This window comes from Flavobacterium defluvii (assembly GCF_900129555.1).
GTDB classification, from domain to species: domain Bacteria; phylum Bacteroidota; class Bacteroidia; order Flavobacteriales; family Flavobacteriaceae; genus Flavobacterium; species Flavobacterium defluvii.
The window spans coordinates 1-26,164 of sequence record NZ_FQWC01000003.1; the positions used below are offsets into that span (position 1 = coordinate 1).

30 protein-coding genes are annotated in these 26,164 nt (G+C 33.4%); 29 read left to right on the forward strand and 1 reads right to left on the reverse strand.

Translation table 11 applies throughout. The features are described 5' to 3' along the window. The 3 genes from BUC29_RS21115 to BUC29_RS07615 form a co-directional block, all read left to right on the forward strand. On the forward strand, window positions 1–984 hold a 984-nt coding region (locus tag BUC29_RS21115), incomplete at its 5' end, for an RHS repeat-associated core domain-containing protein (RefSeq protein WP_317043478.1). Window positions 985–1,013: 29 nt separating this feature from the next. Next, window positions 1,014–1,880, forward strand: a complete 867-nt coding sequence (locus BUC29_RS07610; protein ID WP_073414967.1) for an ankyrin repeat domain-containing protein — start codon at window positions 1,014–1,016, stop codon at window positions 1,878–1,880. A gap of 462 nt (window positions 1,881–2,342) precedes the next feature. After that, complete coding sequence (locus BUC29_RS07615; RefSeq protein WP_073414969.1) at window positions 2,343–2,945, forward strand: hypothetical protein; 603 nt, start codon at window positions 2,343–2,345, stop codon at window positions 2,943–2,945. Window positions 2,946–2,983: 38 nt separating this feature from the next. On the opposite strand, the gene BUC29_RS07620 is transcribed toward BUC29_RS07615, so the two are convergent. Further along, complete coding sequence (locus tag BUC29_RS07620; protein WP_073414971.1) at window positions 2,984–4,234, reverse strand: NAD(P)/FAD-dependent oxidoreductase; 1,251 nt, start codon at window positions 4,232–4,234, stop codon at window positions 2,984–2,986. A gap of 101 nt (window positions 4,235–4,335) precedes the next feature. Here BUC29_RS07620 and BUC29_RS07625 point away from each other — a divergent pair, with 101 nt between their 5' ends. From BUC29_RS07625 to BUC29_RS07750, 26 genes are all read left to right on the forward strand, one after another. Continuing rightward, complete coding sequence (locus tag BUC29_RS07625) at window positions 4,336–5,856, forward strand: flexirubin biosynthesis tyrosine ammonia-lyase FlxA (RefSeq protein WP_073414973.1); 1,521 nt, start codon at window positions 4,336–4,338, stop codon at window positions 5,854–5,856. Between the two features lie 29 nt (window positions 5,857–5,885). Next, window positions 5,886–6,995 carry a WG repeat-containing protein gene (locus BUC29_RS07630; protein ID WP_073414975.1) on the forward strand — a complete coding sequence of 370 codons (1,110 nt, stop codon included), beginning with the start codon at window positions 5,886–5,888 and terminating at the stop codon, window positions 6,993–6,995. A gap of 39 nt (window positions 6,996–7,034) precedes the next feature. Further along, the gene (locus BUC29_RS07635; RefSeq protein WP_073414977.1) at window positions 7,035–8,255 is read left to right on the forward strand and encodes a WG repeat-containing protein; all 1,221 of its coding nucleotides are present in this window, start codon (window positions 7,035–7,037) and stop codon (window positions 8,253–8,255) included. Window positions 8,256–8,264: 9 nt separating this feature from the next. Then, the gene (gene fabG, locus BUC29_RS07640; RefSeq protein WP_073414980.1) at window positions 8,265–8,996 is read left to right on the forward strand and encodes a flexirubin biosynthesis SDR family reductase FlxB; all 732 of its coding nucleotides are present in this window, start codon (window positions 8,265–8,267) and stop codon (window positions 8,994–8,996) included. A gap of 90 nt (window positions 8,997–9,086) precedes the next feature. After that, complete coding sequence (locus BUC29_RS07645; protein ID WP_073414982.1) at window positions 9,087–10,322, forward strand: beta-ketoacyl-[acyl-carrier-protein] synthase family protein; 1,236 nt, start codon at window positions 9,087–9,089, stop codon at window positions 10,320–10,322. After that, window positions 10,315–10,569: an acyl carrier protein gene (locus BUC29_RS07650; protein WP_073414984.1), complete on the forward strand. Its 255-nt coding sequence runs from the start codon at window positions 10,315–10,317 to the stop codon at window positions 10,567–10,569. Before BUC29_RS07645 ends, BUC29_RS07650 begins: the two co-directional genes overlap by 8 nt. Beyond that, window positions 10,569–11,450, forward strand: coding sequence for an LpxL/LpxP family acyltransferase (locus BUC29_RS07655; RefSeq protein ID WP_073414985.1), 882 nt, complete (start codon window positions 10,569–10,571; stop codon window positions 11,448–11,450). The genes BUC29_RS07650 and BUC29_RS07655 overlap by 1 nt, the downstream gene beginning before the upstream one ends. 185 nt (window positions 11,451–11,635) lie before the next feature. Next, window positions 11,636–12,538, forward strand: a complete 903-nt coding sequence (locus BUC29_RS07660) for an NADPH-dependent FMN reductase family protein (protein WP_073414987.1) — start codon at window positions 11,636–11,638, stop codon at window positions 12,536–12,538. 15 nt (window positions 12,539–12,553) lie between these two features. Continuing rightward, window positions 12,554–13,687, forward strand: a complete 1,134-nt coding sequence (locus BUC29_RS07665) for a dialkylresorcinol biosynthesis protein DarB (protein WP_073414989.1) — start codon at window positions 12,554–12,556, stop codon at window positions 13,685–13,687. Further along, window positions 13,687–14,115, forward strand: coding sequence for a hotdog family protein (locus BUC29_RS07670; RefSeq protein ID WP_073414991.1), 429 nt, complete (start codon window positions 13,687–13,689; stop codon window positions 14,113–14,115). The genes BUC29_RS07665 and BUC29_RS07670 overlap by 1 nt, the downstream gene beginning before the upstream one ends. A 3-nt stretch (window positions 14,116–14,118) precedes the next feature. After that, window positions 14,119–14,586 (forward strand): hotdog family protein, encoded by a 468-nt coding sequence (locus BUC29_RS07675; RefSeq protein ID WP_073414993.1) that lies wholly within the window; start codon window positions 14,119–14,121, stop codon window positions 14,584–14,586. Window positions 14,587–14,614: 28 nt separating this feature from the next. Then, a complete protein-coding gene (locus BUC29_RS07680) occupies window positions 14,615–15,019 on the forward strand; it encodes a flexirubin biosynthesis protein DarG (RefSeq protein WP_073414995.1) in 405 nt (134 codons plus the stop codon). Further along, window positions 15,019–16,017: a BtrH-related acyltransferase DarH gene (locus BUC29_RS07685; RefSeq protein WP_073414997.1), complete on the forward strand. Its 999-nt coding sequence runs from the start codon at window positions 15,019–15,021 to the stop codon at window positions 16,015–16,017. The genes BUC29_RS07680 and BUC29_RS07685 overlap by 1 nt, the downstream gene beginning before the upstream one ends. A 7-nt stretch (window positions 16,018–16,024) precedes the next feature. Continuing rightward, the gene (locus BUC29_RS07690; RefSeq protein WP_073414999.1) at window positions 16,025–16,777 is read left to right on the forward strand and encodes an ABC transporter ATP-binding protein; all 753 of its coding nucleotides are present in this window, start codon (window positions 16,025–16,027) and stop codon (window positions 16,775–16,777) included. Continuing rightward, window positions 16,767–18,050 carry an ABC transporter permease gene (locus BUC29_RS07695; RefSeq protein ID WP_073415001.1) on the forward strand — a complete coding sequence of 428 codons (1,284 nt, stop codon included), beginning with the start codon at window positions 16,767–16,769 and terminating at the stop codon, window positions 18,048–18,050. The genes BUC29_RS07690 and BUC29_RS07695 overlap by 11 nt, the downstream gene beginning before the upstream one ends. Then, window positions 18,025–18,474: an acyl-CoA thioesterase gene (locus BUC29_RS07700; RefSeq protein ID WP_073415003.1), complete on the forward strand. Its 450-nt coding sequence runs from the start codon at window positions 18,025–18,027 to the stop codon at window positions 18,472–18,474. Before BUC29_RS07695 ends, BUC29_RS07700 begins: the two co-directional genes overlap by 26 nt. A 111-nt stretch (window positions 18,475–18,585) precedes the next feature. Beyond that, a complete protein-coding gene (locus BUC29_RS07705; RefSeq protein ID WP_073415005.1) occupies window positions 18,586–19,725 on the forward strand; it encodes a beta-ketoacyl-[acyl-carrier-protein] synthase family protein in 1,140 nt (379 codons plus the stop codon). Continuing rightward, window positions 19,722–20,258, forward strand: a complete 537-nt coding sequence (locus BUC29_RS07710) for a hypothetical protein (protein ID WP_073415007.1) — start codon at window positions 19,722–19,724, stop codon at window positions 20,256–20,258. Before BUC29_RS07705 ends, BUC29_RS07710 begins: the two co-directional genes overlap by 4 nt. Before the next feature lie 7 nt (window positions 20,259–20,265). Continuing rightward, complete coding sequence (locus tag BUC29_RS07715; protein WP_139260443.1) at window positions 20,266–20,877, forward strand: hypothetical protein; 612 nt, start codon at window positions 20,266–20,268, stop codon at window positions 20,875–20,877. 9 nt (window positions 20,878–20,886) lie between these two features. Next, window positions 20,887–21,504, forward strand: a complete 618-nt coding sequence (locus BUC29_RS07720; RefSeq protein WP_073415011.1) for a 3-oxoacyl-ACP synthase — start codon at window positions 20,887–20,889, stop codon at window positions 21,502–21,504. Between the two features lie 2 nt (window positions 21,505–21,506). Then, window positions 21,507–21,764 carry a phosphopantetheine-binding protein gene (locus BUC29_RS07725; protein ID WP_017496902.1) on the forward strand — a complete coding sequence of 86 codons (258 nt, stop codon included), beginning with the start codon at window positions 21,507–21,509 and terminating at the stop codon, window positions 21,762–21,764. A gap of 122 nt (window positions 21,765–21,886) precedes the next feature. Further along, on the forward strand, window positions 21,887–23,086 hold the full coding sequence (locus BUC29_RS07730) for a beta-ketoacyl-[acyl-carrier-protein] synthase family protein (RefSeq protein ID WP_073415013.1): 1,200 nt from the start codon (window positions 21,887–21,889) through the stop codon (window positions 23,084–23,086). Continuing rightward, complete coding sequence (locus tag BUC29_RS07735) at window positions 23,086–24,147, forward strand: beta-ketoacyl synthase N-terminal-like domain-containing protein (RefSeq protein WP_073415015.1); 1,062 nt, start codon at window positions 23,086–23,088, stop codon at window positions 24,145–24,147. The genes BUC29_RS07730 and BUC29_RS07735 overlap by 1 nt, the downstream gene beginning before the upstream one ends. Window positions 24,148–24,215: 68 nt before the next feature. Beyond that, complete coding sequence (locus BUC29_RS07740) at window positions 24,216–24,920, forward strand: polysaccharide deacetylase family protein (protein WP_244160794.1); 705 nt, start codon at window positions 24,216–24,218, stop codon at window positions 24,918–24,920. Beyond that, entirely contained in the window at window positions 24,910–25,542 is a 633-nt protein-coding gene (locus BUC29_RS07745; RefSeq protein WP_073415020.1) for a flexirubin biosynthesis/transport protein LolA2, read from the forward strand. Before BUC29_RS07740 ends, BUC29_RS07745 begins: the two co-directional genes overlap by 11 nt. After that, on the forward strand, window positions 25,508–26,143 hold the full coding sequence (locus BUC29_RS07750) for a flexirubin biosynthesis protein LolB2 (RefSeq protein ID WP_073415023.1): 636 nt from the start codon (window positions 25,508–25,510) through the stop codon (window positions 26,141–26,143). The genes BUC29_RS07745 and BUC29_RS07750 overlap by 35 nt, the downstream gene beginning before the upstream one ends. The last annotated feature ends 21 nt before the right edge of the window (window positions 26,144–26,164 follow it).

The following is a 26,164-nucleotide window of genomic DNA, read 5'->3' on the forward strand; positions in this document are numbered from 1 at the left end:
GCCATACAGGATGAAAACAGCTATTATCCTTTTGGGTTAAAACACATTGGATACGGGGCTCCCGTTATTAACTCCAATTACAAGTATAAGTACAACGGAAAGGAGTTGCAGGATGACAACATTGGCGGGAATCAGCTGAGTTTGTATGATTATGGCGCACGTAATTATGACCCTGCAATTGGAAGATGGATGAACATTGACCCATTAGCTGAGAAAATGAGAAGACACAGCCCTTATAATTATGCTTTTGATAATCCAGTCTATTTTATTGACCCAGATGGAATGCTAGCTAAACCTACTCCCTTGGAAGCGGCTTTAATGGCTAAGCATGTATATGCTGACCCAAAGGGTAAAGTAGAATTACAAGGAGGATGGAAACCATCTAATGCAATGTCGAATCTAAATTACAATAATGAAAAAACTGGATTCAAATCTGCATTGTATGAACGAACTGTTGATGGAAAAACAGAATATACGTATGCGACAGCTGGAACAGAAGACGGAAAAGACTGGAAAAATAATGGCACTCAATTGGCTGGAGCATCTGAACAATATAATCAATCAGTAGGAAATGCAAAAGCTCTCGAAAAGGGTTTGGATGGAGAAATTACTTTTACAGGACATTCACTAGGAGGAGGGCTTGCAGAAGCAAATGCGATTGCAACCGGAGATAGTGCAATAACTTTTAACGCGGCTGGAGTGAGTTATTTTACAGGTGGTCTTTCAAAGAAATCTGATACTGATGCTTATATTATGACAACTGATCCCCTAAATGTTATTCAGCAAGGTTCAAAATTTGCTATTTCTCCATTATTAGTTCCGACAGCAGGAGGAGAAAAACATTTTTTAAGCCCTAGAAACGCAAGTGGAATATACAATGGACATAGTATTAATTCTATTATAAATTCATTATCTCAACCAACAGCGATTCAAAGTATGTGGAATACTATTAAACAAGCATTAACTCCTCCAAGCTTTCATTAATTAATATAGTAATAAAATAATAAATTGTAATGAAAAACAAAATCATACTAATAGTTTTATTTGTTGTTGTTAGCTGTAATAAAGAAGAAAAAGTAAATAAGAGAAACCTTTTAGGAAATGATTTCAGGCTATTTCAAGATACGCCAGTTTGGAATTTAGCTAAAGCCGTTGACGATGAAAATCTGTCTTTAATAAAAGAAGAAATAAATTTTAAAAAAGCAAATCCAAATTATAAAGAATCTAAATTTGGAAGTACGTTGCTAATGCTGGCAATAAAAAATAACAAGTATAAAAGTGTAAATCTTTTATTAATTTTAGGTGCAGACCCAAATTTAGAAGATTCTTATACAGGAGAAACCGCAATGATATGTGCTTCAAAAAATAAGGATATAAATTATTTAAAATTACTTTTAAAGTATAAGGGTAATCCTAATTCAAAAGAAAATGTTCAAACTAAAAAAGGTGACCAAGCAAGAAAAACAGCATTGACTTCTGCTATTTCATACTTTGATGATACTAGTCTTGAAAAAGTAAAATTGTTAATTAATGCAGGCGCAGATTTAAATTATTATAATGAAGGTCACACAGATTTGCCTCTTGGATTGTCGCTTACATTAGACAAAATGGATGTTGCTCTTTATTTAATTCAAAAAGGAGCTAATTACAATTTGCCAATGTCAAAAGACACAAAAGGTCAAAATGTTTACATTTTAAAAGCCTTACGGCAATGTGTTTTTGATTTGGAATCAACTGAATTTCAACAAAAGAAGCAAATTATAAGATATTTAAAAAGTAAAGGCCTTGATTATTCTAACGAGCCAATTCCCGAAAAAACATTGAAAAAGATTAAAAAAAAATATCCAGGTAATTGGGTGGAGTATGTAGAAAAATATTAATCTATATTTATTTTTATAAGTTAAAAATAATAGTTGTAATTGATTCACCAAAAAACATTCCTTAATGATATGTCCCAAAAGTTAGAGTCTATTTGGACATATCTGATTTAATATTTTTAAATCCCGCTCTCCGAAGAGTTCAACTGAAAAAGCTGCGCAAATGTCTCTGACTTTGCGCAATTTTTTTGTTCTTAGAAATTGTAACTATTTCAAAAGTCCCTCGCTCTGCGAATAATTCAACTGAAAAGCTGCGTAAATGTCTCTGACTTTGCGCAATTTTTTTGTTCTTAGAAATTGTAACTATTTCAAAAGTCTCAGACTTTTTTTTAGACTTCCCTCGCTGACGCGAGCATCTCGTGAACGAAAAATTTGTATGAACAACATGCCCGCTCAACAAGAAAAAAAATATTTATATAATCATTTTCATTATTTTTAACGCCGTAATTAACCAAAACAGGAAAAATGAAAAAACTAATTTTTGCATTATTTATTATTTCAGGAACAGCGTTTGCTCAGGACATGGAAGTAGTAAAAGGAAACTTTGACTTTTTAAAAGATCAAAAAGAAATTAATACCGTATTTGATTATAGTGACTTTACTATGATGAAAGAAAAAAAGTCGGAAGCGCAATATGTAAAAGAACATAAAGCCGATCTGGATGAAAAAGCAAAAGGAAACGGAAATATCTGGGAGAAAAAATGGGTTGCAGCAAAAGACCAAATCTGGACTCCAAAATTTTTAGAAATTGCAAACATTGTATTAACAAAGGAGAAAAAAGATTTAAACTTTCAGGAAGGATTAAACACTCCTTATACTTTAATAGTAAAAGCAGTATGGATTTATCCAGGCTGGGATGCTGGAATCATGAAACAGCCAGCTAAAGTTACTACAAATCTAAAGTTTGTTGAAACTGCTAATAAATCTAATGTACTATTAGAAATTACCAGCGATGAAGCTCCCGGAGATCAATGGGGAAGCAACTTTAGCAACGAAACCAGAATTGGAGAAGGATTTGCTAAAACGGCAAAATCAATGTCTAAACTTATCGTTAAAAAAACAAAATAAAAGACATTCTTTATATTTTATAATAAAAGAAGCCCTGATTATTCAGGGCTTTGTTCTTTTTGCATATTTAGTAAATACGCCATATTCGCAATTACGTGATCATGTTTTTTGACAAACGAGTTTTCTTCGTTCCAGACATATCCAGCTAAAACAGCACATATTTTTTCTTTTACTTCAGGGTTTTCAGGCTGGTGGAAAAACAATGTCTGGAGATTTCCGGTATACCATTCCTGTACATAAGTCGTAAATACACCAATACCACGTTTCATATATTGCGTAAATTCAACTTCCCAGTCAACAGGAATTCCTTGTGATTCTTTCAAATATAATTTCGCCGCCAGCATTCCAGATTCAGTTGCAAAAGCAACTCCTGATGAAAATACCGGATCAAGAAATTCAGAACTATTTCCTGTCAAGGCAAAACCATCTCCGTACATTCTTTTTACCGCTCTCGAATAATTTTCCAGTTTTACAGGCTCAAATAAAAATTCTGTCCCTTTAAATCTCTTAATATAATAATCTGATAGCTGAATAGCGTTCTTCAAAGCCTCAGCATTGTCTTTATTTTCAGAAAGTGAATTAATAAAATCTGTTGGTCCAACAACTCCTAAACTCGTATTTCCGTTAGAAAACGGAATCACCCAAAGCCAAACTTCAGTTTCTAAAATATCAAACGAAATCTGGGTTCCTTCCTCACCTTCTGGTCTGTTAATATCTTTTACATGCGTAAAAATCGAAGAATGAGGATCTAATTTAGAAGGTGTATCCAAATCTAAAAGTCTTGGCAGAACACGTCCGTATCCGCTGGAATCGACAATAAATTTGGCATGGATTTCTTTTAAGTTTCCGTCTTTATCTTTTACAATTGTTTTTGAATTTTTTCCTTCAAAAGTAACTTCAAGAACTTCCGTTTCAAATTCAAGATCAACACCTTTTCGCACAACTTCCTGCGCCATTGTATTATCAAAATCTGCTCTAGGAATCTGCCAGGTCCAATCCCAGCCTTCGCCAAATTTTTTGCTGAAATCAAAAACACAAATCTCCTCACCTCTAATAAAACGGGCTCCAAGTTTCTTTTCAAAATTCATCGAATTAAGAGCATCAAATAGTTCCGCCTCAGCAAAATGATCCATTACTCTTGGTATTAAGCTTTCGCCAACAACAAGTCTCGGGAACTTTTGTTTTTCTACGACTTTTACCTTAACATTGTTTTTATGAAGATACGATGCCGATACGCACCCGGATGGTCCGGCGCCTATTACTAAAACATCTACAAACTCCTTTGTCATAATAAAAATATTATCAATTATTAACCTACATTTGCCATCATCAAAATAACTACAATTATTTTGATAAATAAAATTAAATTAGCACAATCAAAAACGATTTAATGAGTACAATTAATGAATATTTAAGTTTAGCAGAGTTTGAAGCCATAATATTTGGAAATCAAAAAGTTACAATTAGTGATGTAGTTCTAAACCGAGTTAACGAAAGCTTCAGCTTCTTAAAAGAATTCTCTGGGAATAAAGTAATTTACGGCGTAAACACAGGCTTTGGGCCAATGGCACAATACAGAATTAAAGAGTCTGATCAAATTCAGCTTCAATATAATTTAATACGAAGCCACTCATCAGGCACCGGAAAACCGTTAAACGCAGCTTGTGCAAAAGCAGCTATTTTAGCCCGATTAAATACGCTTTCTTTAGGAAATTCTGGTGTTCATCCATCAGTAATTCATTTAATGTCTGAACTTATCAATAGAGATATTACACCATTAATTTTTGAACACGGCGGTGTTGGTGCCAGCGGAGACTTAGTACAATTATCACATTTAGCATTAGTTTTAATTGGCGAAGGTGAAGTTTTTTATAAAGGTGAAAGAAGACCAACTCCGGAAGTTTTCGAAATCGAAGGTTTAAAACCAATTCAGGTAGAAATCAGAGAAGGTCTGGCATTAATCAACGGAACTTCTGTAATGACAGGAATTGGTGTTGTAAATATTTATCATGCTAAAAAATTATTAAACTGGTCTTTAAAGGCTTCTTGTGCAATTAACGAATTAGTTCAGGCATACGACGACCATTTCTCAGCAGAATTAAACCAAACAAAACGTCATAAAGGTCAGCAGGAAATTGCTGCAAAAATGCGTCAGAATCTTGCGGACAGTACATTAATCCGTAAAAGAGAAGACCATTTATATTCTGGTGAAAATACCGAAGAAATTTTCAAAGAAAAAGTTCAGGAATATTATTCTTTAAGATGTGTACCGCAAATTCTTGGACCGGTTTTAGAAACTATAAATAATGTAGCTTCTATTTTAGAAGACGAGTTTAACTCGGCAAACGACAACCCAATTATCGACGTAAAAAACAAACACGTTTATCACGGAGGAAATTTCCACGGCGATTATATTTCGCTTGAAATGGATAAACTGAAAATTGTTATTACAAAATTAACAATGCTGGCAGAACGTCAATTGAATTATTTATTGAATTCAAAAATCAACGAATTACTGCCTCCTTTTGTAAACTTAGGAACATTAGGATTCAATTTCGGAATGCAGGGCGTTCAGTTTACCGCAACTTCAACAACTGCAGAGAGCCAAATGCTTTCAAACCCAATGTATGTACACAGTATCCCAAACAACAATGACAATCAGGACATTGTAAGTATGGGAACAAATGCTGCGGTTATTACATCTAAAGTAATCGAAAACTCATTTGAAGTATTAGCAATCGAAATGATTACTATTGTTCAGGCAATTGATTATTTAGGTCAAAAAGATAAGATTTCATCAGTAACTAAAAAATGGTATGATGATGTTCGCAATATAATTCCAACATTTAAGGAAGACCAAGTAATGTATCCTTTTGTTCAAAATGTAAAAGATTATTTGATCAACAGTTAATACAAACTGTAATCATACATTAAATAAACATGAAAAAAATATTTTTTTTATTTCTGTTTTCTATACATTTAATTAATGCTCAAGAACTTGCATTAGTTAAAAAAGACGGTAAATTTGGTCTTATTACAAAAGAAGGAACTTTTGCCGTTGAGCCAAAATTTGACAGTGCAAGAGAATTTTCAGATGGATTAGCCGCTGTTAAACAAGATGGAAAATGGGGATATATAGACAATAAAGGAACACTTGTAATTCCTGCCAGTTTTGATAATGCAAGAGATTTTAATAGTGGTATCGCTACGATTGAAAAAGATGCAAAATGGTATTATATCAATAAACAAGGTGAAATATTAAATGGAAATCCGGAATCAGATAAATTATTTGATTTCCATTATGGAGTAGCTTTTTTTAGACAAAACAATAAAGTTGGTCTTATCAATAATAAATTTGAAATTGTTCTGGCTCCCAAATATGATGTTATCAGAGCTCTTTACAAAGGTTATGGAAGAGCTGCAGTAAATGGAAAATGGGGAATTGTTGATACCTCAGGAAAAGAAGTGGTTGAAGCCGTTTATGATGAAGTCGGCGATTATTACAACAACACAACCTGGGCAAAAAAAGGAAAAGAGCACGGACTGGTTCACAACGGGCAGTTTATTCCAATAGAAGGCGTTACCGAATTTGGGCCATTTGGAACTCAAGACTTTATCGCAGCAAAAAAAGGCGGAAAATTTGGTTTTGTAAATTTTGAAGGACAATGGGTTTTAAAACCACTATTTGACAACGCAAAAGGATTTTCTAATAATCTGGCACCGGTTAAAATTCGTGAAAAATGGGGTTATACTAATTTAGAGGGAACCTGTGCTGTACAGCCAATGTATTATGATGCAGAACCTTTCAGCGAAAATGGTCTGGCCGCTGTAAAAAAAGAATACGGCTGGGGATTTATAGACCAGACAGGAAATCTGGTAATTCAGCCTAATTATGAAATTTCTGCAGCATTTGGAAGCTATGTGCGTGAGGAAAAAGGTTTTATCGGCGGATTAGCAAGAGTTAAACGAAACGGTAAATGGGCATTTCTTAAACCAAATGGAGATGTTTTGATCGAATGGTTTCAAAATGCAGAGCTTTTTCAGGAATAAAAAAGCATTTTTACATTATTAATATTGAATCTTAAAATCATGAAAAAAACACTTATTTTTTTGCTGCTAAGTTGCATTCAATTCGTTAATAGTCAAGAACTGGCATTAGTTAAAAAGAATTCAAAAATTGGATATATTTCAAAAGACGGATCTTTTAAAATTGAACCTCAATTTAAATCTGCCAAAAGCTTTTCTGAAGGTTTAGCTGCTGTTGAAAAAGACGGAAAATGGGGTTTTATCGATACAAAAGGAAACTGGGTAATTCCGGCGGATTTTAATAATGCTAAAGATTTTAACAGCGGAATCGCAGTTGTACAAAAAGATAAGGACTGGATTTATATTAATACAAAAGGAGAAATTCTAAAAGCTCCTGCAACCGAAAAAATATTTGATTTTAATGAAGGTGTTGCTTTTATAAGACAAGGAAATAAAGTTGGATTAATCAATTCGAAACTGGCCACTGTATTAGAACCAAAATACGATCAGATCAAACCTTTTGAAAATGGTTATGCAAGAGTCGAACTCAACAAAAACTGGGGAATTATAAATACTGATGGTAAAGAATTAATTGAACCGGCTTATGCAGAAATTGGAAACTATTTTAAAGGTACTGCATGGGCAAGAAAAGATAAAACTTTCGGACTTGTAAGCGGTGGAAAATTTATTCCGGTTGATGGAGCAGAAAAAATCTGGGATTTTGAAACTCAGGATTTGACATATGCTAAAAAGAACGGAAAAATAGGATACATCGATTTAAAAGGAAATTGGGTTATTCTTCCTATTTATGATAAAGGAAAAGCATTTTCAAAAAATTTAGCTCCGGTTTTAGTTGGAAAAAAATGGGGTTACATCAATTTAAAAGGAACATTTGTAATCGAACCAACCTATAGCGATGCCGAAGTTTTCAGCTCAAATGGTCTGGCTCCTGTAAAAGAAAACAACTGGGGATTTATTAATGAAAGTGGAAAACTGGTAATTCCAACTCAATACGGAATCACTTCAAATGGATTCGTAATTGCTCTTTTTGTGCAACAAGACAAAGGTTTTATTGATGGAGTAGCAAGAGTAAAAAACGAAGGAAAATGGGGATTTCTTAAACCAGACGGAACTGTTTTAAGCAATCAATGGTTTGAAAACGCTGAATTATTTTCAAAATCAGCAGAAAAACCACAAACCACATCAGCTCCGGCTGAAGCCGCAAAACAAGAAACAAAAACAACAAAAGCCGCTGCCAAACCAGCAGCTAAGAAAAAGAAATAAATTTCACTTATGAAATGTGTATTAGTAACAGGCGGTTCAAGAGGAATTGGAAGTGCTATTTGTAAAAAATTAGCCGTTGAATCTAATTATCATATTCTGATCAATTATCATTCAAACAAAATCGCTGCCGAAGAAACACTTCAGGAAATACAAAAATTAGGAGCAACAGGAGAAATTTTAGGTTTTGATGTTGCCAATTTTGAACAAGTACAAGACGTTTTAACAAAATGGCAGGAAACAAATCCTGAAGCAATTGTGGAGGCAATTGTAAACAATGCCGGGATTACAAAAGACGGTCTTTTTATGTGGATGACTCCTCAGGACTGGAATAGTGTTGTAAATACAAGTTTAAACGGATTTTTTAATGTGACGCAGTTTTTCATTCAAAAAATGCTTCGCAATAAATATGGACGAATCGTAAATATGGTTTCTGTTTCCGGAGTAAAAGGAACAGCAGGACAAACCAATTATTCGGCAGCAAAAGGAGCAATTGTTGCGGCTACAAAAGCACTGGCACAAGAAGTTGCAAAACGTAATATAACCGTAAACGCTGTTGCGCCTGGTTTTATCAGAACAGATATGACAAGCGAGCTTGACGAAAAAGAATTATTAAAACTAATTCCGGTAAATCGTTTTGGCGAAGCCGAAGAAGTAGCAGATTTGGTAAGCTTTTTGATTTCAAAAAAATCGAGTTATATTACCGGCGAGATTATTAACATTAACGGCGGAATATATTCTTAAAATATTATGTTTGCATAATAAAAAGATTAAAAAAAAATTGCCTTTGTTTAAAAATTACACTTTAAGGATAAAAAATTACTTTGAAAGACGATGAATAAGAGAGTTGTAATTACTGGAATGGGAATTTATTCTTGTATCGGAACTTCTTTAGATGAAGTAAAGGAATCATTGTATAACGGAAAATCGGGTATTCAGTTTGATGCTGAAAGAAAAGAATTTGGTTTTCAGTCAGCCTTAACCGGTATGGTTCCAAAAGCTGATTTAAAAAATCTATTGACCCGAAGACAGCGTATGAGTATTGGTGAAGAAACCGAATATGCTTATATGGCAACTATCGAAGCATTAAAAAATGCGGGCATCGACGATGCTTTTTTTGATACTCGCGAAGTGGGAATTATGTATGGAAATGACAGCGTTTCTAAAGCCATTATTGATGCTACAGATATTGTTCGCGAGAAAAAAGACACTGCTTTAATTGGGTCTGGTGCCATTTTTAAATCGATGAATTCTACAGTAACAATGAATCTTTCAACGATTTTTAAACTTCGTGGAATTAATTTAACCGTAAGTGCAGCCTGCGCCAGCGGATCTCATTCTATAGGACTGGCTTATTTTTTAATAAAAAGCGGCTTTCAGGATATCATTATAACGGGAGGAGCACAGGAAATCAACAAATATGCGATGAGCAGTTTTGACGGTTTAGGTGTTTTTTCAAACAGAGAAAACGATCCGGAAAAAGCATCAAGACCTTTTGATGCCGGACGCGACGGATTAATTCCGAGTGGCGGCGGAGCAACCTTAATTTTGGAAAGTTACGAATCTGCTATTGCTCGTGGAGCCAACATTATTGCAGAAGTTTCAGGTTACGGATTTTCATCAAACGGAGGCCATATTTCAACTCCAAACGTTGAAGGACCTGCAACTGCAATGCAGAGAGCTCTTGAAGATGCCAGACTAAAAGCAACAGATATTGAGTATATAAATGCACACGCAACCTCAACTCCGGTTGGTGATGCAAACGAAGCCAAAGCTATTTTTGAAGTTTTTGGTGAGAAAAATCCTTATGTAAGTTCAACAAAATCAATGACAGGCCACGAATGCTGGATGGCCGGAGCTAGCGAAATTATCTATTCTATCCTAATGATGCAGAACGATTTCATTGCGCCAAACATCAATTTAGAAAACCCGGATGAAGATGCTTCAAAATTAAATTTAGTTAAAACTACGTTAAACAAAAAATTTGACATATTTTTGTCCAATTCTTTCGGTTTCGGAGGAACCAACTCTGCGTTGGTGGTTAAAAAGTTTAAATTGAACGATGAATAAAGAAGATATTATAGCAAAAATTAATGGTTTTTTAGTTGATGAATTTGAAGTAGACAATGACGACATTGAACCAAATGCTAATTTGAAAGATACACTTGGGTTAGACAGTCTGGATTATGTTGATTTAGTTGTTTCAATAGAATCTAACTTTGGGGTAAAACTAGTTGAAGCAGATTTTGTTGGAATTTCTGATTTCCAAAGTTTCTATGACCTTATCGAAAATAAATTAAAAGCCAAAACAGCTTAATGAGTGAATGGGATGGCAAATCAAAAGGAACAGTTTTAGGTTATAAAATATTCGTTTTTTTGATTCAAAAAGCGGGTGTTAAATCTGCTTATGTTTTACTTTATTTTGTTGCTTCTTATTACTTTTTATTTTTAAAAAAAAGCAATCGCGCTATTTTTTATTATTTTAAAGAAAGGCTTCAATATTCCTATTTTAAATCTAAAAAAATGGTTTTCAAAAGTTATTATACTTTTGGCCAGACCATTATTGATAAAGTTTCCATTTCTGCCGGAATGCGAAACAAATTTACCTATGAGTTTGACGGAATCGAGACTTTAAAAAATCTTTTAACAGAAAAAAAAGGCGGTGTTTTAATCAGTGCACATGTCGGGAATTTTGAAATCGCCGAACATTTTTTTGGCGAAATTGATATCGATTTTCAAATTAATCTGGTTACGACAGATTTAGAGCATTCGGCTATAAAAAATTATCTCGAAAGCATTACCCAAAAACCAACCGTAAAATTCATTATTATCAAAGAAGATTTATCTCATATTTTTGAGATCAATGCCGCTTTGGCTAATAACGAATTGGTTTGCTTTACAGGCGACCGCTATTTTGAAGGCACAAAATCACTTTCTGAAAACATCCTTGGAAAGGAAGCTAATTTTCCGGCAGGACCATTTTTAATTGCATCAAGATTAAAAGTTCCCGTTGTATTTGTATATGTAATGAAAGAACCTAACCTGCATTATCATTTATATGCAAGAGAAGCCACAGTAAAACACCGAGACGAAAAAGCCCTTTTAAAAGAATACGTTACCAGTGTAGAAAGCATTGTAAAAAAATATCCTTTGCAATGGTTTAATTATTTCGATTTCTGGAACGATCTAAAAAAATAGACCACTGATTTTACGGATGAAACGGGTTTATACAGGTTTTCTTTATAAATAACTAAACAAAAATAATCCGTGTAAACCCGTTTCATTCGTTAAACCCGCGGGCCAGAAAACCTCCCAATAACCAAGAAAAATCCGTTTAAATAAATTTACTTATTTTTGTTCGCAACCAAAGCAACAAAACCTCAATGAAAAATGTTCTCGTAATTTATTATACCCAATCTGGACAATTGGAATCTATTGCAAAAAACATTGCAAAACCATTTCTAAATTCAGATCAGGTGAATCTCACTTTTCATGAAATAAAATTAGAAAAACCGTTTCCATTTCCATGGAATAAAGAATCGTTTTTTGATGCTTTCCCAGAATCTTTTTTACAGATTCCGACTGCATTAAAACCAGTTCCAGAAGAGATTTTAAATACAAAATTTGATTTGGTTTTATTTCATTACCAAGTTTGGTATTTATCGCCATCCATTCCGATAAATTCATTTTTGAAAAGTGAAGATGCTAAGAAAATTTTGAACAATACGCCAGTTATTACCATCAGCGGTTCGAGAAATATGTGGATTATGGCGCAGGAAAAAATCAAAGTTTTGTTGAAAGAAGCAAATGCACAATTAGTAGGAAATGTAGCTTTGGTAGATCGAGTTGGAAATTTAATAAGTGTTATTACAATTGTAGAATGGATGTTTTCTGGTGTTAAGAAAAAATATTTAGGTATTTTTCCATTGCCCGGAGTTTCAGAAAAAGATATAAACGAATCTCCAAAGTTCGGAGAAGTTATGCTTTCTGCCTTAAACGAGAATAATTTTGGTGATTTACAGCCTAAATTGGTTGAAATTGATGCCGTAAAGATTAGCCCGTATTTAGTAACTGTAGACAAAACAGCCAATAAAATTTTCAATAAATGGTCAAACCTCATTTATAAAAATCAAAAAAACCGAAAAACACTTCTAAAAGTATTTAATGTTTATTTATTCTTGGCAATTTGGTTAATCTCACCAATAGTGTATATATTGCACTTTATTTCCTACCCTTTTAAGTTAAAAACCATAAAAAGACAAACTCAATATTATCAAGGAGTTTAGAAGCGAATTTAGATTATGTTTGAAGTATATATCACAAAAGCTGCAAAATATTTGCCCAACGAAGCTGTTTCGAATGATGAAATGGAAGCCTATTTAGGCCTAATCAACGATACTGCCTCAAAAGCAAGACGTATTATTTTGCGCAACAACAAAATTACAAGCCGTTATTATGCTGTTGACAAAACAGGAAAAAGCACACACAGCAACGCCGAATTAACACGAAATGCTATTTTACCGTTATTCGACGAAAATTTTACGCCTCAGGATTTAGAAGTACTTTCATGCGGAACCTCAACGCCGGACATTTTTCTTCCTTCGCATGCTGCGATGGTTCATGGTTTGCTAAAAAATAAATCGGTAGAATTAAACTCTTCAACAGGAGTTTGCTGCGCCGGAATGAACTCTCTTAAATTTGGTTTTCTTTCGGTACGTTCTGGAAATTCAAATAACGCAATCTGCACAGGATCTGAAAAAGTTTCGACCTGGCTAAATGCTCAAAAATACAATCACGAAGCCGAGAATTTAAAAAATCTTGAAGAACAGCCAATTATTGCTTTCAAAAAGGATTTCTTAAGATGGATGCTTTCTGATGGTGCGGGAGCTTTCTTATTAGAAAATAAACCACGCGGACCAATCTCCCTTAAAATCGAATGGATGGAAGCTTTTTCGTATGCTTACGAATTAGAAACCTGCATGTATGCCGGTGGAGATAAACTTGAAAACGGAGAAATCAAAGGATGGAGCGATTATGCACCGGAACAATGGTTAAACGAATCTGTTTTCTCAATTAAACAAGATGTTAAACTTTTAGACGAATTTATTCTTTCTAAAGGTGCCGAAAGCATGAAAGACGCGATGGATAAAAACAACATCAAATCTGAAGATATTACTTATTTTATTCCTCACGTTTCTTCTAACTTTTTTGTCGAAGGATTAAAGAAAGGGCTAACCGAAAAAGGAATCGGAATGAGCGATGAAAAATGGTTCATGAATCTTTCCAGAGTTGGTAACGTAGGTTCTGCCTCAATTTATTTAGCACTTGAAGAATTAATGAATTCAGGAAATTTGAAAAAAGGCGATCATATTCTTTTATCAGTTCCGGAAAGCGGAAGATTCTCTTTTGCGTATGCGTATTTAACTGTTTGCTAATGGAAGTTTTACCTTTAGAAAAAGAAGCTGTCGAAAATTTACTGCCTCAAAAGTTTCCTTTTGTAATGGTAGACAGCATGCTTTCTTATAGTGAGACATCATTAGTTTCTGCTTTCAATATTAAAAGTGACAATATATTTTTTGAGAATAATACTTTTTTAGAAGCCGGTTTAATCGAACACATGGCGCAGTCTGTAGCACTGCATACCGGATATCAGTTTTTTTTAAGAAACGAAACTGCACCAACGGGTTACATTGGTTCTATTAAAGAAATTGAAATTAAAAAATTACCAAAACTAAACGACACAATACAATCTGAAGTAACGATTCTGCAGGAATTTGCCGGAATAACTTTGGTGAATATTGTAACAAAATTAAATAATGAAGAAATTGCAAACGGACAAATGAAAACCGTTTTAGCCAAATAATATATGATTTTGAATACCGGAGTTGACATACAAAATTATTTACCGCACCGAGCACCAATGCTTATGGTAGATTTGATTTTGGATATAGATGCCAGCTTCGTAGAAACCACTTTTTTGATAAAAGAAGACAATATTTTTGTTCAGAATACTATTTTTATCGAAGCTGGTTTAATTGAAAATACGGCGCAGACTTGTTCGTCGATTGTTGGAAAAAAATATTTTTTTGACGAAGACGGAACAGAAAATGAGAACGTAAATGTAATTGGATTTATTAGTGCCTTAAAAAATGTAAAAATTCATTCGCTGCCAAAAGTTGGCGATACCATAATTACCAGAGCAAATTTAGTTTCAAAATTTGCCGGCAACGATTACACTTTATGCACGATGAGCTGTCAAAGTTTTGTCGAAAATCAGATTCTTTTAGAATGCGAAATTAATTTGTTCATTCAAAAAACAGTTTCGGTTTCATAACAATTCCACTTGAAAATATAACTAGGTAATGGAAAAAGACAAAGTACCTCAGGATCAAAGCAACTTAACAAAAAACAATGTAAAAGAGCTTTTGTATGCAACTGATGAAAATGGTAATTATACCACAACATTAAGCACTGGCTGGGAACCTAAAACAATAGCACTTTCAAATTCTATTGATGAAATAAACGAGCGAATTGCCGATGCAAAACAACAGGTTTTAAATGGCGAAGCAAGTCCGATTGTATATTTTATGGAAGTCAACAAAATGGATCTTACTATTTTATCCAGTTATGTAGGATTTTGGAAATGGCGCGTAAAAAGACATTTTAAGCCAAGTGTTTTTGCAGCATTAAGCGATAAAATTCTGCAGAAATATGCCGATACATTTGAAATTTCAATCGAAGAATTAAAAAACAGCATCACCAAATAATGGAATTAACTTTCACACATCATCAGTCTGCTCATTGCGAGAATGGAGTAGCGTCGAATCTGCTAAAAAACAGCGGACTAAACATCAGCGAACCGATGGTTTTTGGTATTGGCTCTGGGTTATTTTTTGTATATCTGCCTTTTATAAAAGTCAATTATGCTCCGGCAATTAGTTACAGAACTTTGCCTGGACAGATTTTTAATAAAGTTGCCACTCGTTTAAATTTAAAAATAAAAAGACAAAAATTTTCTTCTGTTTCAAATGCTAATAAAGCTTTAGACGAAAATTTAAAAAATAATATTCCAACCGGATTACAAGTTGGCGTTTACAATTTAAGTTATTTCCCAGACGAATATCGTTTTCATTTTAACGCACATAATTTAGTTGTTTACGGAAAAACCGATAAAGATTATTTGGTAAGTGATCCTGTAATGGAAACTGTTACGACTTTAACACACGAAGAAATGGATAAAGTGCGTTTTGCCAAAGGAGCTTTTGCGCCGCGCGGACAAATGTATTATCCAATTCAGATTCCAAAAGATGTCGATTTAAAAAGCGCCATCATTAAAGGAATAAAAAATACGTGCAGAGATATGTTAGCGCCAATGCCAATTGTTGGTGTTCGCGGCATCAAATTTGTATCAAAGCAAATTAGAAAATGGCCTATAAAACACGGAACCAAAAAAGCAAATCATTACCTGGCGCAAATGGTTCGTATGCAGGAAGAAATTGGAACCGGCGGCGGTGGTTTCCGTTTTATTTATGCAGCATTTTTACAGGAGGCTTCGGTTATTTTAGGCAATGAAGAACTAAAAGAACTTTCAAAAGAAATGACAAAAATTGGCGATTCTTGGCGAGATTTTGCTGTTGAAGCTTCGCGAATTTATAAAAACAGAAGTGCCAAAGAAGATGCATACAACACGATTGCCGATGAACTTTTGGACATTGCCAACAGAGAAGAAATCTTTTTCAAAAAACTAAAAAAAGCTATCAGCTAAATATATTTTGCAGTCTATAATTAAAATAGAATCCCTTTCGAAAAAGTACAAAGAAGCAGATCAATATTCTTTGAACAATGTTTCGCTGGATATCAATGAAGGAGAAATTTTTGGTTTATTAGGACCAAATGGTGCCGGAAAAACAACTTTAATTTCAATGCTCTGCGGATTGGTAAAACCAACTTCGGGACATTTTACAATTGATGGCTTAGACTATCAGCATCATTCTTCAAAAATTAAAAAAATTATAGGCGTAGTTCCTCAGGAATATGCCTTATATCCTACTCTTACGGCAAGAGAAAACCTGCATTATTTTGGAAGTATGTACGGTTTAAAAGGTTCTGATTTAAAAGATAAAGTAATTGAAACTCTGGATCTTTTAGGACTTTTAAAATTTGCCGATAAAGCTGTTGGAACTTTTTCCGGCGGTATGAAACGTCGTGTGAATTTAATTGCCGGAATTTTGCATAACCCAAAAGTTTTATTCTTAGATGAACCAACTGTTGGTGTCGATGTACAATCTAAAAATGCTATTATAGATTATCTAAAAGTGTTGAACCAAAACGGAACCTCTATTATTTACACTTCGCATCATTTGGCCGAAGCCGAGGATTTTTGCAGCACAATTGCGATCATTGACAGAGGTCAGATTTATACGAAAGGAACACCTTCAACCTTAATTAATTCTGTTGAAGATGCCCGCAATCTCGAAGACGTTTTTATTTCATTAACCGGAAAAGATCTTAGAGATGCTATATAAAATTTGGATGTCGATCGTAAAAGAATTTTTACTGCTTAAACGCGATTTAGGCGGATTGATCATTCTTTTTATAATGCCTTTGGTTTTGGTTATTACCGTTACGTTAATTCAGGACAGCACTTTTAAAACTGTCAGCGATTCTAAAATTCCGATTTTATTGGTAGATTACGACAAAGGTTCTGTTTCGAAAACCGTTTTTGAGAATTTAGAAAAAAGTAATTTGTTCAGCGTGGTAACGCAAATCGACAATAAAACAATTACCGAAGATGTTGCCAGAGAAAATGTTTACAAAGGAAAATTTCAATTGGCCATTATAATTCCGAAAAATTTAAGTTCTGATTTGCAGGCGAAAGTAGATCAAAATGTCGAAAAAATTGTCAGCAGTTTAGGCATGACTGATAGTACGGCAGCAAGTGAACCGAAACGAATAATTAAAGAAAAAGAAGTAAAACTGTATTTTGATCCGGCGGTTCAGATGAGTTTCAAAAATGCGGTCATGAGTTCAATCGACAAAATGATTTCGCAGATCGAAACCAAATCGATTTACACTACTTTCGAAAAACAATTAGGAGAAGGAAGTACCGATTTTGAACAGAAAAGCTTTATTTCTTTTAAAGAAATAATTCCGAAAATTAACAATAAAGAAGTTCGTCCAAATTCGGTACAACATAACGTTCCTGCGTGGACACTTTTTGCGATATTTTTTATAGTAATTCCGTTGTCTATCAATATTGTAAAAGAAAAATCACAGGGAACTTTTGTTAGATTAAGAACCAATCCTGTTTCTAATCTTATTGTGATTATAGGCAAAACAATCACTTACTCGATTATTTGCATGATTCAGTTTTATATGATGGTCGCTGTTGCCGTTTTCCTATTTCCATCGATCGGATTACCGTCTTTAAATATCGAAGGACATTTAGCCTTAATGAGTGTCGTTGCCTTATTTTCAGGTTTCGCAGCCATTGGATTCGGAATTTTATTAGGAACCATTGCAAGTACTCAGGAACAATCGGCTCCGTTTGGCGCAACGAGTGTGATTATTTTAGCAGCAATTGGCGGAATCTGGGTTCCCGTTTTTGCTATGCCGAAAATCATGCAGATTATTGCCAAATCGTCTCCAATGAACTGGGGATTAGATGCTTTCTACGACGTTCTTTTAAGAAACGTTTCTTTCCTGGAAATCATCCCAAAAATAAGTTTATTATTTTTGTTTTTTATTCTTACCACAGCCATCGCATTATTTTATGATAAAAAGAAAAGAGCAGTTTAACGAAGCTACAAACCTGACCGTTACCCACGAAATCAGAATTCGTTTTAACGAAACTGATCCGCTTGGAATCGTTTGGCACGGAAACTATATTACTTATTTTGAAGATGGACGCGAAGCGTTTGGCCGTCAGCACGGACTTACGTATTTAGATATTGCCAAAACCGGCTATACAACGCCAATAGTAAAATCAACCTGCGAACATAAATTATCGTTGCGTTACGGCGATGTCGTAACAATTGAAACAACGGTCGTTGATACGCCCGCTGCCAAAATGATTTATCGTTTTAAAATTATCGATGATAAAGGCGAAATTGCGTGCACAGGCGAAACCGTTCAGGTTTTTTTAGATAAAGAAGGAAATTTAATGCTGACGAATCCTCCTTTTTATGAAGAATGGAAAAAGAAAGTTGGATTACTATTATAAAACACAAATTGCACTAATTTTCACGAATAAAGAAATAAAATACTCTGTGTAAATCCGCTTAATCTGTAAAATCTGCGGGCCATAAAAAACACACAGAAATAAAATCATAAAATGTTAAAAGAAATATACATTACAGAAACAAATTGCATTACTCCTTTAGGTTTTGATGTCGAATCAAACGTTGAAGCGATTCTTCGCGGAGATTCCGGCATTCAGCTTCATAATGACATTTCTTTAATGCCAAATTCATTTTATGCTTCGATTATTCAAGAGGAAAAAATAAATAGTGCTTTTGCAAAAATCAGCACTGAAACCAAATATTCTCGTTTAGAGAAAATGATGATTTTGGCTTTAGAGCCGATTATCAAAAATTCTGGAGTTGAATTAAATGCAAAAACAGCTTTTATACTTTCTACCACAAAAGGAAATGTAACTGCTTTAGCAAATGATTCTGACGAAAGTTTCAACAACGCACATTTAGATGTTTTAGCTAAAAACGTTGCTGATTTCTTCGGATTCCAAACACAGCCAATCGTAGTTTCAAATGCCTGTGTTTCCGGAATTTTAGCCGTTTCAATTGCTAAAAGAATGATTCAGTCCGAACTTTACGACAACATTTTTGTAGTCGCTGGCGATGAAATTTCAGAATTTGTTTTGTCTGGTTTTAATGCATTTCAGGCGATGAGTGAACTGCCTTGTAAACCGTATTCTAAAAACAGAACCGGAGTAAGTTTAGGCGAAGCTACGGCAGCAGTTTTAGTTTCGGCGGAAGCCAAAAACGCCAAAATAAAAGTGATCGGCGACAGTTCGATAAACGATGCGAATCATATTTCTGGACCGTCAAGAACGGGTGAAGGTTTGTTTAGAAGTATTCAGAATGCTTTAAAAGAAGCTCAAATCGAAGCCAACAAATTAGATTATATTTCAGCACACGGAACCGCAACTCCTTATAATGACGAAATGGAAGCCATTGCTTTAAATCGTTTAGGGCTGCAAAATGTTCCTGTAAATAGTTTAAAAGGATTTTACGGTCATACTTTAGGCGCTTCGGGATTATTGGAAACCGTAATTGCGATTGAATCTGCGAATCAAAATATGCTTTTTGAATCAAAGGGTTTTGATGAAATTGGTGTTAGTGAAACCGTAAATGTTATTGAAAAAAATCAACAAAAGAACATTGAATATTTTTTGAAAACGGCTTCTGGATTTGGAGGTTGTAATACGGCAGTGGTTTTTGAAAAGATAAAATGAGAAGTTTAAAAAACTTAAATATTAAAAAAAGTATAGAACAAAATAAATTGGTTTATTCTGAAGGTTGGTTTGATAAGTTTGACAGAATAGCTATATATATGTTTTTTAGTTGGGGATTTCTAACACCTTTTTTAGTTTATTTTAACCATCATAGGGATTATTCAAAAACTGGAATTGAATTTTATCTGCTTTTTATTTTTAGTTTCTTTTGTGCATTTACAATTTATAGGAAAGCAACTGAAAAAAAACTAACTAAAATTATCAGCAAATACAATGCAGAAGAGAATAAATTACTTATTAATGAATATTGCGAAAAAAAAGGTTTTGAAAAATATAGAAATTCTGGAAATGTGATAATTTATAATCGTCATAATTATCAAAGCATTAATCCAAGAGATCAAACAAGTAGAATATTTATTTTAAATAAAAACAATATTTATTTAACAATGATAAAAGAAAGCCATAAGTTTAATCTTCCCGTTCTTTTTTCACAAATTAGTTTAAAAAAAGATATTAAAAATTTATGCCAATAAGGTTTTTATGAAATTATCAAAATTCATATTTATAACTCTAGTTCTTCTCTCATCTTTTGCATGTAAAAAGAAAGAAGTACCTGAATCTAATTTTGAAAAAGATGTCTTGAATAGTGTCTTTGTCGAAATTGTAGATTCAATTTATATGGATAGGAGAATTGTACTTCCTCCTCCAATGCCTAAGAGAGATTTTAAAACTAATAAAGAAGACACCATTGGATATCACGCTGAACTAAAAAAATACGAGCATTTTGAAGATAGTATTAAAAAAGATACAACCAGAATTTTAATTGGTGTTTATGATTACGTTGTAAATAACAAAATTAGAAATGAGAAATTCGATTTAACGCCTTTTAAAAACAATAAAAAATTTGATTTTCAATATACCTCAAAATTTCCTGACGAATTACATTGGGAGGTACATGATTATAAAAGCGGAATGCCGGTCGGTACAATCGAAATCTCTAATATTAAATTTAATAAAAACAAAACTTTAGGCATTATTGAAGCAACTGCTTCATGTGGTGGCGGAAAATGTGGAAGAGGATTTGAAATTACAATTGAAAATAAATCCGGTAAATGGCATATTGCAAAAATTGTTCAAACCTGGGTTTCTTAAATTAATAAAATGACTCAAAACAAAACCAACATACAATCTTACATCACAATACAAAACAACGAAATTGTTTTGAACGGAACTTCTGTTTTCAAAATTGAACCGACAGATTTTGCTGATTTCTCCAAACAAGCCTATCGTAATTTTGAAATGCAGTATCCAAAGTTTTTTAAAATGGATGCTTTGAGTAAACTGGCTTTTTTAGGATCAGAATTGCTTTTGAGTCCGATAACTTCAGAAGAAAAAGAACATAATATCGCTTTGGTTTTGGCGAATAAATCGTCAAGTTTAGATACCGATGTGAAATATCAGGAATCTATTTCAGACAAAGAAAACTATTTTCCGAGTCCGGCGGTTTTCGTTTATACGCTGCCAAATATTTGTCTGGGCGAAATAAGTATCCGTCATCAGCTGAAAAGTGAAAATTCTTTCTTTATATTTGACACCTTTAACACGGAATTTATGTCGAATTATTCTAATATTCTGTTGAATACGAATAAAGCAGATATGGTTTTGTGCGGCTGGGTAGAATATTTTAACGACAATTATAAAGCTTTTCTGTGCACAATAAGCAAAGAAGAAAACACAAAATATACAAACGAAACTATCAATACATTATACAATAAATAATCATGGAAGCATTAAAAGAAGAATTGAAAAACAAAATTATCACGACTCTAAACCTTGAAGATATCGCAATCGAAGACATTGCTGATAACGATCCTTTGTTTGGAGATGGTTTAGGTTTAGACTCGATTGATGCACTTGAATTGATCGTGATTTTAGATAAAGATTATGGAATTAAATTAGTAGATCCGAAAGAAGGAAAAACAATTTTCCAATCTATCGAGACTATGGCAGCTTATATTAGCGCTAACAGAACGAAATAGATTGTAGATTTTAGACTTTAGATTTTAGATTTCCTATTGGAATCTAAAATCTGCAATGTTTTAAAAAATCTGTCAACTTTGACAAAGTTCTAGAATCTAAAATCAAAACTCTAAAATCTAAAATGGCAAAAGGTGTTGCAATAACGGGAATGGGAATTATCTCCGCGATCGGGAATTCGGTTGAGGAAAATTTTTATTCGTTAATCGAAAATAAAATCGGGATTTCCCGTATCTCCAATATTTCTACGGTTCATGCAGATGTTATCAAAGTGGGTGAAATCAAAAAGACCAACGATGAGCTTATCAGCGAACTGAAATTAAACGATGATAATAATTTTTCGAGAACCGCTATGATTGGTACTTTGGCAGCAAAACAAGCTGTTGAAAATGCAGGCATTACCAATATAAATGAATTTAGAACCGGACTTATTTCGGCTACAAGTGTGGGCGGAATGGACATGACAGAGAAACATTATTACGATTATTTCGAAAAACCGGAATTGGTAAAATATATCACTTGTCACGACGGCGGCGATGTTGCCGATAAAATTGCCGAAGAATTAGGTTTAAAAGGAATGGTTTCTACTATTAGTACGGCTTGTTCCTCTGCAGCAAATTCGATTATGCTGGGTGCAAGATTAATCAAAACCGGAAAATTGGATCGCGTAATTGTGGGCGGAGCCGATGCTTTGTCAAAATTCACCATCAACGGATTTAAGACTTTAATGATTTTATCTGATGATTATAACAAACCTTTTGATAATAATAGAAAAGGATTAAATCTTGGAGAAGCTGCTGCTTTTTTGGTTTTAGAATCGGATGAAATTGTGACCAAACAAAACAAAAAAGTCTTGGCAAGAGTTTCAGGTTACGGAAATGCAAATGATGCTTATCACCAAACGGCTTCTTCAGAAAACGGAGACGGCGCTTATCTGGCGATGAAAAAAGCTTTTCAAGTTTCTGGTCTAAAACCTTCTGAAATTGATTACATCAACGTTCACGGAACTGCAACTCCAAACAACGATTTGTCTGAAGGAAGAGCTTTGCGAAGAATTTACGAAGACGAAAAAGTTCCGGATTTTAGTTCTACAAAACCATTTACAGGACATACTTTAGCGGCAGCTGCGGCAATTGAAGCGGTTTACAGTGTTTTGGCAATTCAGAATAATATGGTTTATCCGAATTTGAATTTTGAAACACAGATGGAAGAATTCGATTTGACTCCGCAGACTACTTTAAAAAATAAAAACATCGAACATGTTTTATCTAATTCTTTTGGTTTTGGAGGAAATTGTTCAACCCTTATATTTTCAAAAAGCTAATGAAAAAAACATATATAAATGGAGTAGGCTGTATTTCGACTCAAAAAACATTTGATACTGTTTTTTTAGAAGAAGCTGTTGTCAATCATAACGAAAATGTACTGGCAATTGTTTCGCCGGCATACAAAGATTATATTTCACCGGCTGCAAGCCGCAGAATGGCAAAAGGCGTAAAAAACGGAATTGTAGCTTCGGCTTTAGCCATGAAAGATGCTAATGTTGAAAGTGTCGATGCCATTATTACCGGAACTGGTTTAGGCTGTATTGAAGATTCTGAAAAATTCCTAAAAAGCATTTTAGATAATAAAGAAGAGTTTTTAACGCCAACTTCTTTTATTCAGTCAACTCATAATACCGTTGGCGCACAAATTGCTCTTTTACAGCAATGTAAAGGTTATAATTTTACGTATGTAAATGGTGCGGTTTCTTTTGAATCGGCACTTTTAGATGCTAAAATGCAGATTGAAGAAGACGAAGCCAATTCAATATTAGTTGGTGGTGTTGACGAAAATGGCGATTACACTACTGCACTTTTCAAATTAAACGGACGTATTAAAAAAGACAATTCTGCTCCTTACGATGTTTTAACTTCTACAACAAGCGGCGCAGTTTATGGAGAAGGTGCTAGTTTTTTTGTTTTAGAAAATGAAAGAAAAGAAAATACATACGCCGAACTTCTGGATATTGCAATCGTAAACACACTGGAAGTAAACGAAGTAGAAACTGAAATAAAATCTTTTTTAAAATCAAATAATTTAGAAATTTTAGACGTTGATGCGCTTATTTTAGGTTTTGACGGAAATGCTTCTTTCGAAAATTATTATAAAAATCTTGCTGAAAATTCGTTTTCAAAAACTCCTGTTTTGTATTACAAACATTTGAGCGGCGAATATGACACGGCTTCGGCTTTTGCTTTTTGGATGGCTTCGAAGATTTTAAAAACACAGGAAATCCCAGAAATTATAAAAGTAAATTCGGTTACAAAACCAGTTTACAAAACCATTTTATTGTACAATCAATTAAACGGAAAAAATCATAGTTTTACGTTACTTTCAAAATGATAACGCATAAAAACATCTCGATATTTTTTATCTTTTTATTGCTTTTAGTCTTTCTTCTGAATCTTTATATGGCAATAAATCTGTGGTATTTTTTTGCTATAATTTTTATCTGGATCGGGATAAATGCTGTTGGTTCTTCGAGAATTTCTTCTAATTATCATGTAAAAGCTTATTGTAATAATCCACTCGAAACAGAGAAAAAAATTGCTTTAACTTTTGATGATGGTCCAAGTGAATTTACTTTGGAAGTTTTAGCACTTTTGAAAAAATATAATGCCAAAGCCACATTTTTCTGCATTGGGAAAAATATCGAAAATCATCCTGAAATCGTAAAACAAATTATTGTCGAAGGTCATTTGGTTGGAAATCATTCTTATTCTCATTCCAAATTTTTCGATTTTTATAATGAAGATAAAATAACGGATGAACTTCGTAAAACAGATAGGCTGCTAGAAAAATTCACTTCCAAAAAAATAAACTTCTTTCGTCCGCCTTACGGAGTTACGACGCCATCGATTGGAAGAGCTTTAAAAATTACCGGACACAAAACAATTGGCTGGAATATTCGTTCTCTAGACGGAGGAACAACAAATGTAGAATTGATTTTGAATCGAATTAAAAAACGAGTTTCTCCGGGCGGAATTGTACTTTTGCACGATACCGGCGAACACTCTGTTTTGGTATTGGAACAGTTTTTGCAATTTTTACAGCAAAACAATTATGAAGTGATTTCGATTGAGGAACTTTTGAATCTTAAAGCTTATGCAGACTAAAATATATCTATTCTTATTTTTAATTATCGGCGGTTTCAATTTATCGGCACAGGAACAAAAAATGACCGATGCTGAAATTGCATCTTTTAAACAAGATGTAAATGTCGTGGCAAAAAAAATCAAAACTTTAAGTACTGATTTTGTTCAGTATAAACATTTAGATTTTCTTTCTAAAGACATTGAAACTTCGGGAAAAATGGTTTTTAAAGAACCTGCTTTACTTCAATGGCAATATAAAAAACCGTACAATTACAGCATTACTTTCAAAAACGGAAAAATCCTGATTAACGATGAAGGAAAGAAAAGTGCGGTTGATATTGGCAACAGTAAAATTTTTGCACGAATTAATAAATTGATTGTTGGAAGCGTAAGCGGAAACATGTTTGACGATAAAGAATTTACGATTTCGTATTTTAAATTAAAAGGTCAAAACCTGGCGAAATTTATTCCGAAAGATGCGACGCTGAAAAAATATATCAAACAGATTGAACTGACTTTTGACAAAGAAGAAGCAACTGTGGTTCAGGTAAAATTATTAGAATCATCTGAGGATTATACCCGAATCGTACTTAAAAATAAAGTAATCAATGCAAAAATCGACGATTCAGTTTTTACTAATTAATTGCTTTCTGGCAATTGTATTGGTTTCTTGCGGCTCGGTCACAAAAAACTATACGCCGAAAAAATTAGACAAAACGTCTTATACAGTTCCTTATTTTTCTGATTCAAAAACCGATTATGTTTATAAAACTAATATATCTGTTTACGGAAACGAATTGTCGGGAATTTTTATTGCCAAAAAAATAAATGACACGACGCATAGAATTGTTTTTACAACGGAATTCGGAAATAAATTAATGGATTTTGAAATCTCTGAAAATGATTTTAAAGTTAATTCGATTGTTTCAGAATTAGATCGAAAAATTTTAATTAATACTTTAAAAGAAGATTTCCGATTACTTCTAAAAAAGGAATATTTGATTCAGAAACAATTTGAAAACGAATCAAGTGACATTTATAAATCGGCAGATGGCAAACGTGACAATTATATTTTTACATCTAAAAAAGATCAAAAATTAGAGAAGATTATTCACGCTTCTAAAACAAAAGAAAAATTTACACTGTTTTTCAATTCAGAAAACAATATTTTTGCCGAGAAGATTCAGATTATTCATCAAAATATTAAGCTTAAAATTGAGCTAAATTATTTTAAATCAGAATAAAAAATTTAAACTAACCATAAA

What these genes read in the sequence shown, in the direction of transcription:
- BUC29_RS07650 (WP_073414984.1), top strand. Translation starts at nt 10,315, where the DNA reads ATGAATAAAGAAGATATTATAGCAAAAATTAATGGTTTTTTAGTTGAT.
- BUC29_RS07695 (WP_073415001.1), top strand. Translation starts at nt 16,767, where the DNA reads ATGCTATATAAAATTTGGATGTCGATCGTAAAAGAATTTTTACTGCTT.
- BUC29_RS07615 (WP_073414969.1), top strand. Translation starts at nt 2,343, where the DNA reads ATGAAAAAACTAATTTTTGCATTATTTATTATTTCAGGAACAGCGTTT.
- BUC29_RS07630 (WP_073414975.1), top strand. Translation starts at nt 5,886, where the DNA reads ATGAAAAAAATATTTTTTTTATTTCTGTTTTCTATACATTTAATTAAT.
- BUC29_RS07625 (WP_073414973.1), top strand. Translation starts at nt 4,336, where the DNA reads ATGAGTACAATTAATGAATATTTAAGTTTAGCAGAGTTTGAAGCCATA.
- BUC29_RS07700 (WP_073415003.1), top strand. Translation starts at nt 18,025, where the DNA reads ATGATAAAAAGAAAAGAGCAGTTTAACGAAGCTACAAACCTGACCGTT.
- BUC29_RS07660 (WP_073414987.1), top strand. Translation starts at nt 11,636, where the DNA reads ATGAAAAATGTTCTCGTAATTTATTATACCCAATCTGGACAATTGGAA.
- BUC29_RS07665 (WP_073414989.1), top strand. Translation starts at nt 12,554, where the DNA reads ATGTTTGAAGTATATATCACAAAAGCTGCAAAATATTTGCCCAACGAA.
- BUC29_RS07740 (WP_244160794.1), top strand. Translation starts at nt 24,216, where the DNA reads ATGGCAATAAATCTGTGGTATTTTTTTGCTATAATTTTTATCTGGATC.
- BUC29_RS07645 (WP_073414982.1), top strand. Translation starts at nt 9,087, where the DNA reads ATGAATAAGAGAGTTGTAATTACTGGAATGGGAATTTATTCTTGTATC.
- BUC29_RS07725 (WP_017496902.1), top strand. Translation starts at nt 21,507, where the DNA reads ATGGAAGCATTAAAAGAAGAATTGAAAAACAAAATTATCACGACTCTA.
- BUC29_RS07675 (WP_073414993.1), top strand. Translation starts at nt 14,119, where the DNA reads ATGATTTTGAATACCGGAGTTGACATACAAAATTATTTACCGCACCGA.
- BUC29_RS07620 (WP_073414971.1), bottom strand. Translation starts at nt 4,234, where the DNA reads ATGACAAAGGAGTTTGTAGATGTTTTAGTAATAGGCGCCGGACCATCC.
- BUC29_RS07720 (WP_073415011.1), top strand. Translation starts at nt 20,887, where the DNA reads ATGACTCAAAACAAAACCAACATACAATCTTACATCACAATACAAAAC.
- BUC29_RS07680 (WP_073414995.1), top strand. Translation starts at nt 14,615, where the DNA reads ATGGAAAAAGACAAAGTACCTCAGGATCAAAGCAACTTAACAAAAAAC.
- BUC29_RS07750 (WP_073415023.1), top strand. Translation starts at nt 25,508, where the DNA reads ATGCAAAAATCGACGATTCAGTTTTTACTAATTAATTGCTTTCTGGCA.
- BUC29_RS07655 (WP_073414985.1), top strand. Translation starts at nt 10,569, where the DNA reads ATGAGTGAATGGGATGGCAAATCAAAAGGAACAGTTTTAGGTTATAAA.
- BUC29_RS07705 (WP_073415005.1), top strand. Translation starts at nt 18,586, where the DNA reads ATGTTAAAAGAAATATACATTACAGAAACAAATTGCATTACTCCTTTA.
- BUC29_RS07735 (WP_073415015.1), top strand. Translation starts at nt 23,086, where the DNA reads ATGAAAAAAACATATATAAATGGAGTAGGCTGTATTTCGACTCAAAAA.
- BUC29_RS07610 (WP_073414967.1), top strand. Translation starts at nt 1,014, where the DNA reads ATGAAAAACAAAATCATACTAATAGTTTTATTTGTTGTTGTTAGCTGT.
- BUC29_RS07685 (WP_073414997.1), top strand. Translation starts at nt 15,019, where the DNA reads ATGGAATTAACTTTCACACATCATCAGTCTGCTCATTGCGAGAATGGA.
- BUC29_RS07715 (WP_139260443.1), top strand. Translation starts at nt 20,266, where the DNA reads ATGAAATTATCAAAATTCATATTTATAACTCTAGTTCTTCTCTCATCT.
- fabG (WP_073414980.1), top strand. Translation starts at nt 8,265, where the DNA reads ATGAAATGTGTATTAGTAACAGGCGGTTCAAGAGGAATTGGAAGTGCT.
- BUC29_RS07745 (WP_073415020.1), top strand. Translation starts at nt 24,910, where the DNA reads ATGCAGACTAAAATATATCTATTCTTATTTTTAATTATCGGCGGTTTC.
- BUC29_RS07670 (WP_073414991.1), top strand. Translation starts at nt 13,687, where the DNA reads ATGGAAGTTTTACCTTTAGAAAAAGAAGCTGTCGAAAATTTACTGCCT.
- BUC29_RS07730 (WP_073415013.1), top strand. Translation starts at nt 21,887, where the DNA reads ATGGCAAAAGGTGTTGCAATAACGGGAATGGGAATTATCTCCGCGATC.
- BUC29_RS07635 (WP_073414977.1), top strand. Translation starts at nt 7,035, where the DNA reads ATGAAAAAAACACTTATTTTTTTGCTGCTAAGTTGCATTCAATTCGTT.
- BUC29_RS07710 (WP_073415007.1), top strand. Translation starts at nt 19,722, where the DNA reads ATGAGAAGTTTAAAAAACTTAAATATTAAAAAAAGTATAGAACAAAAT.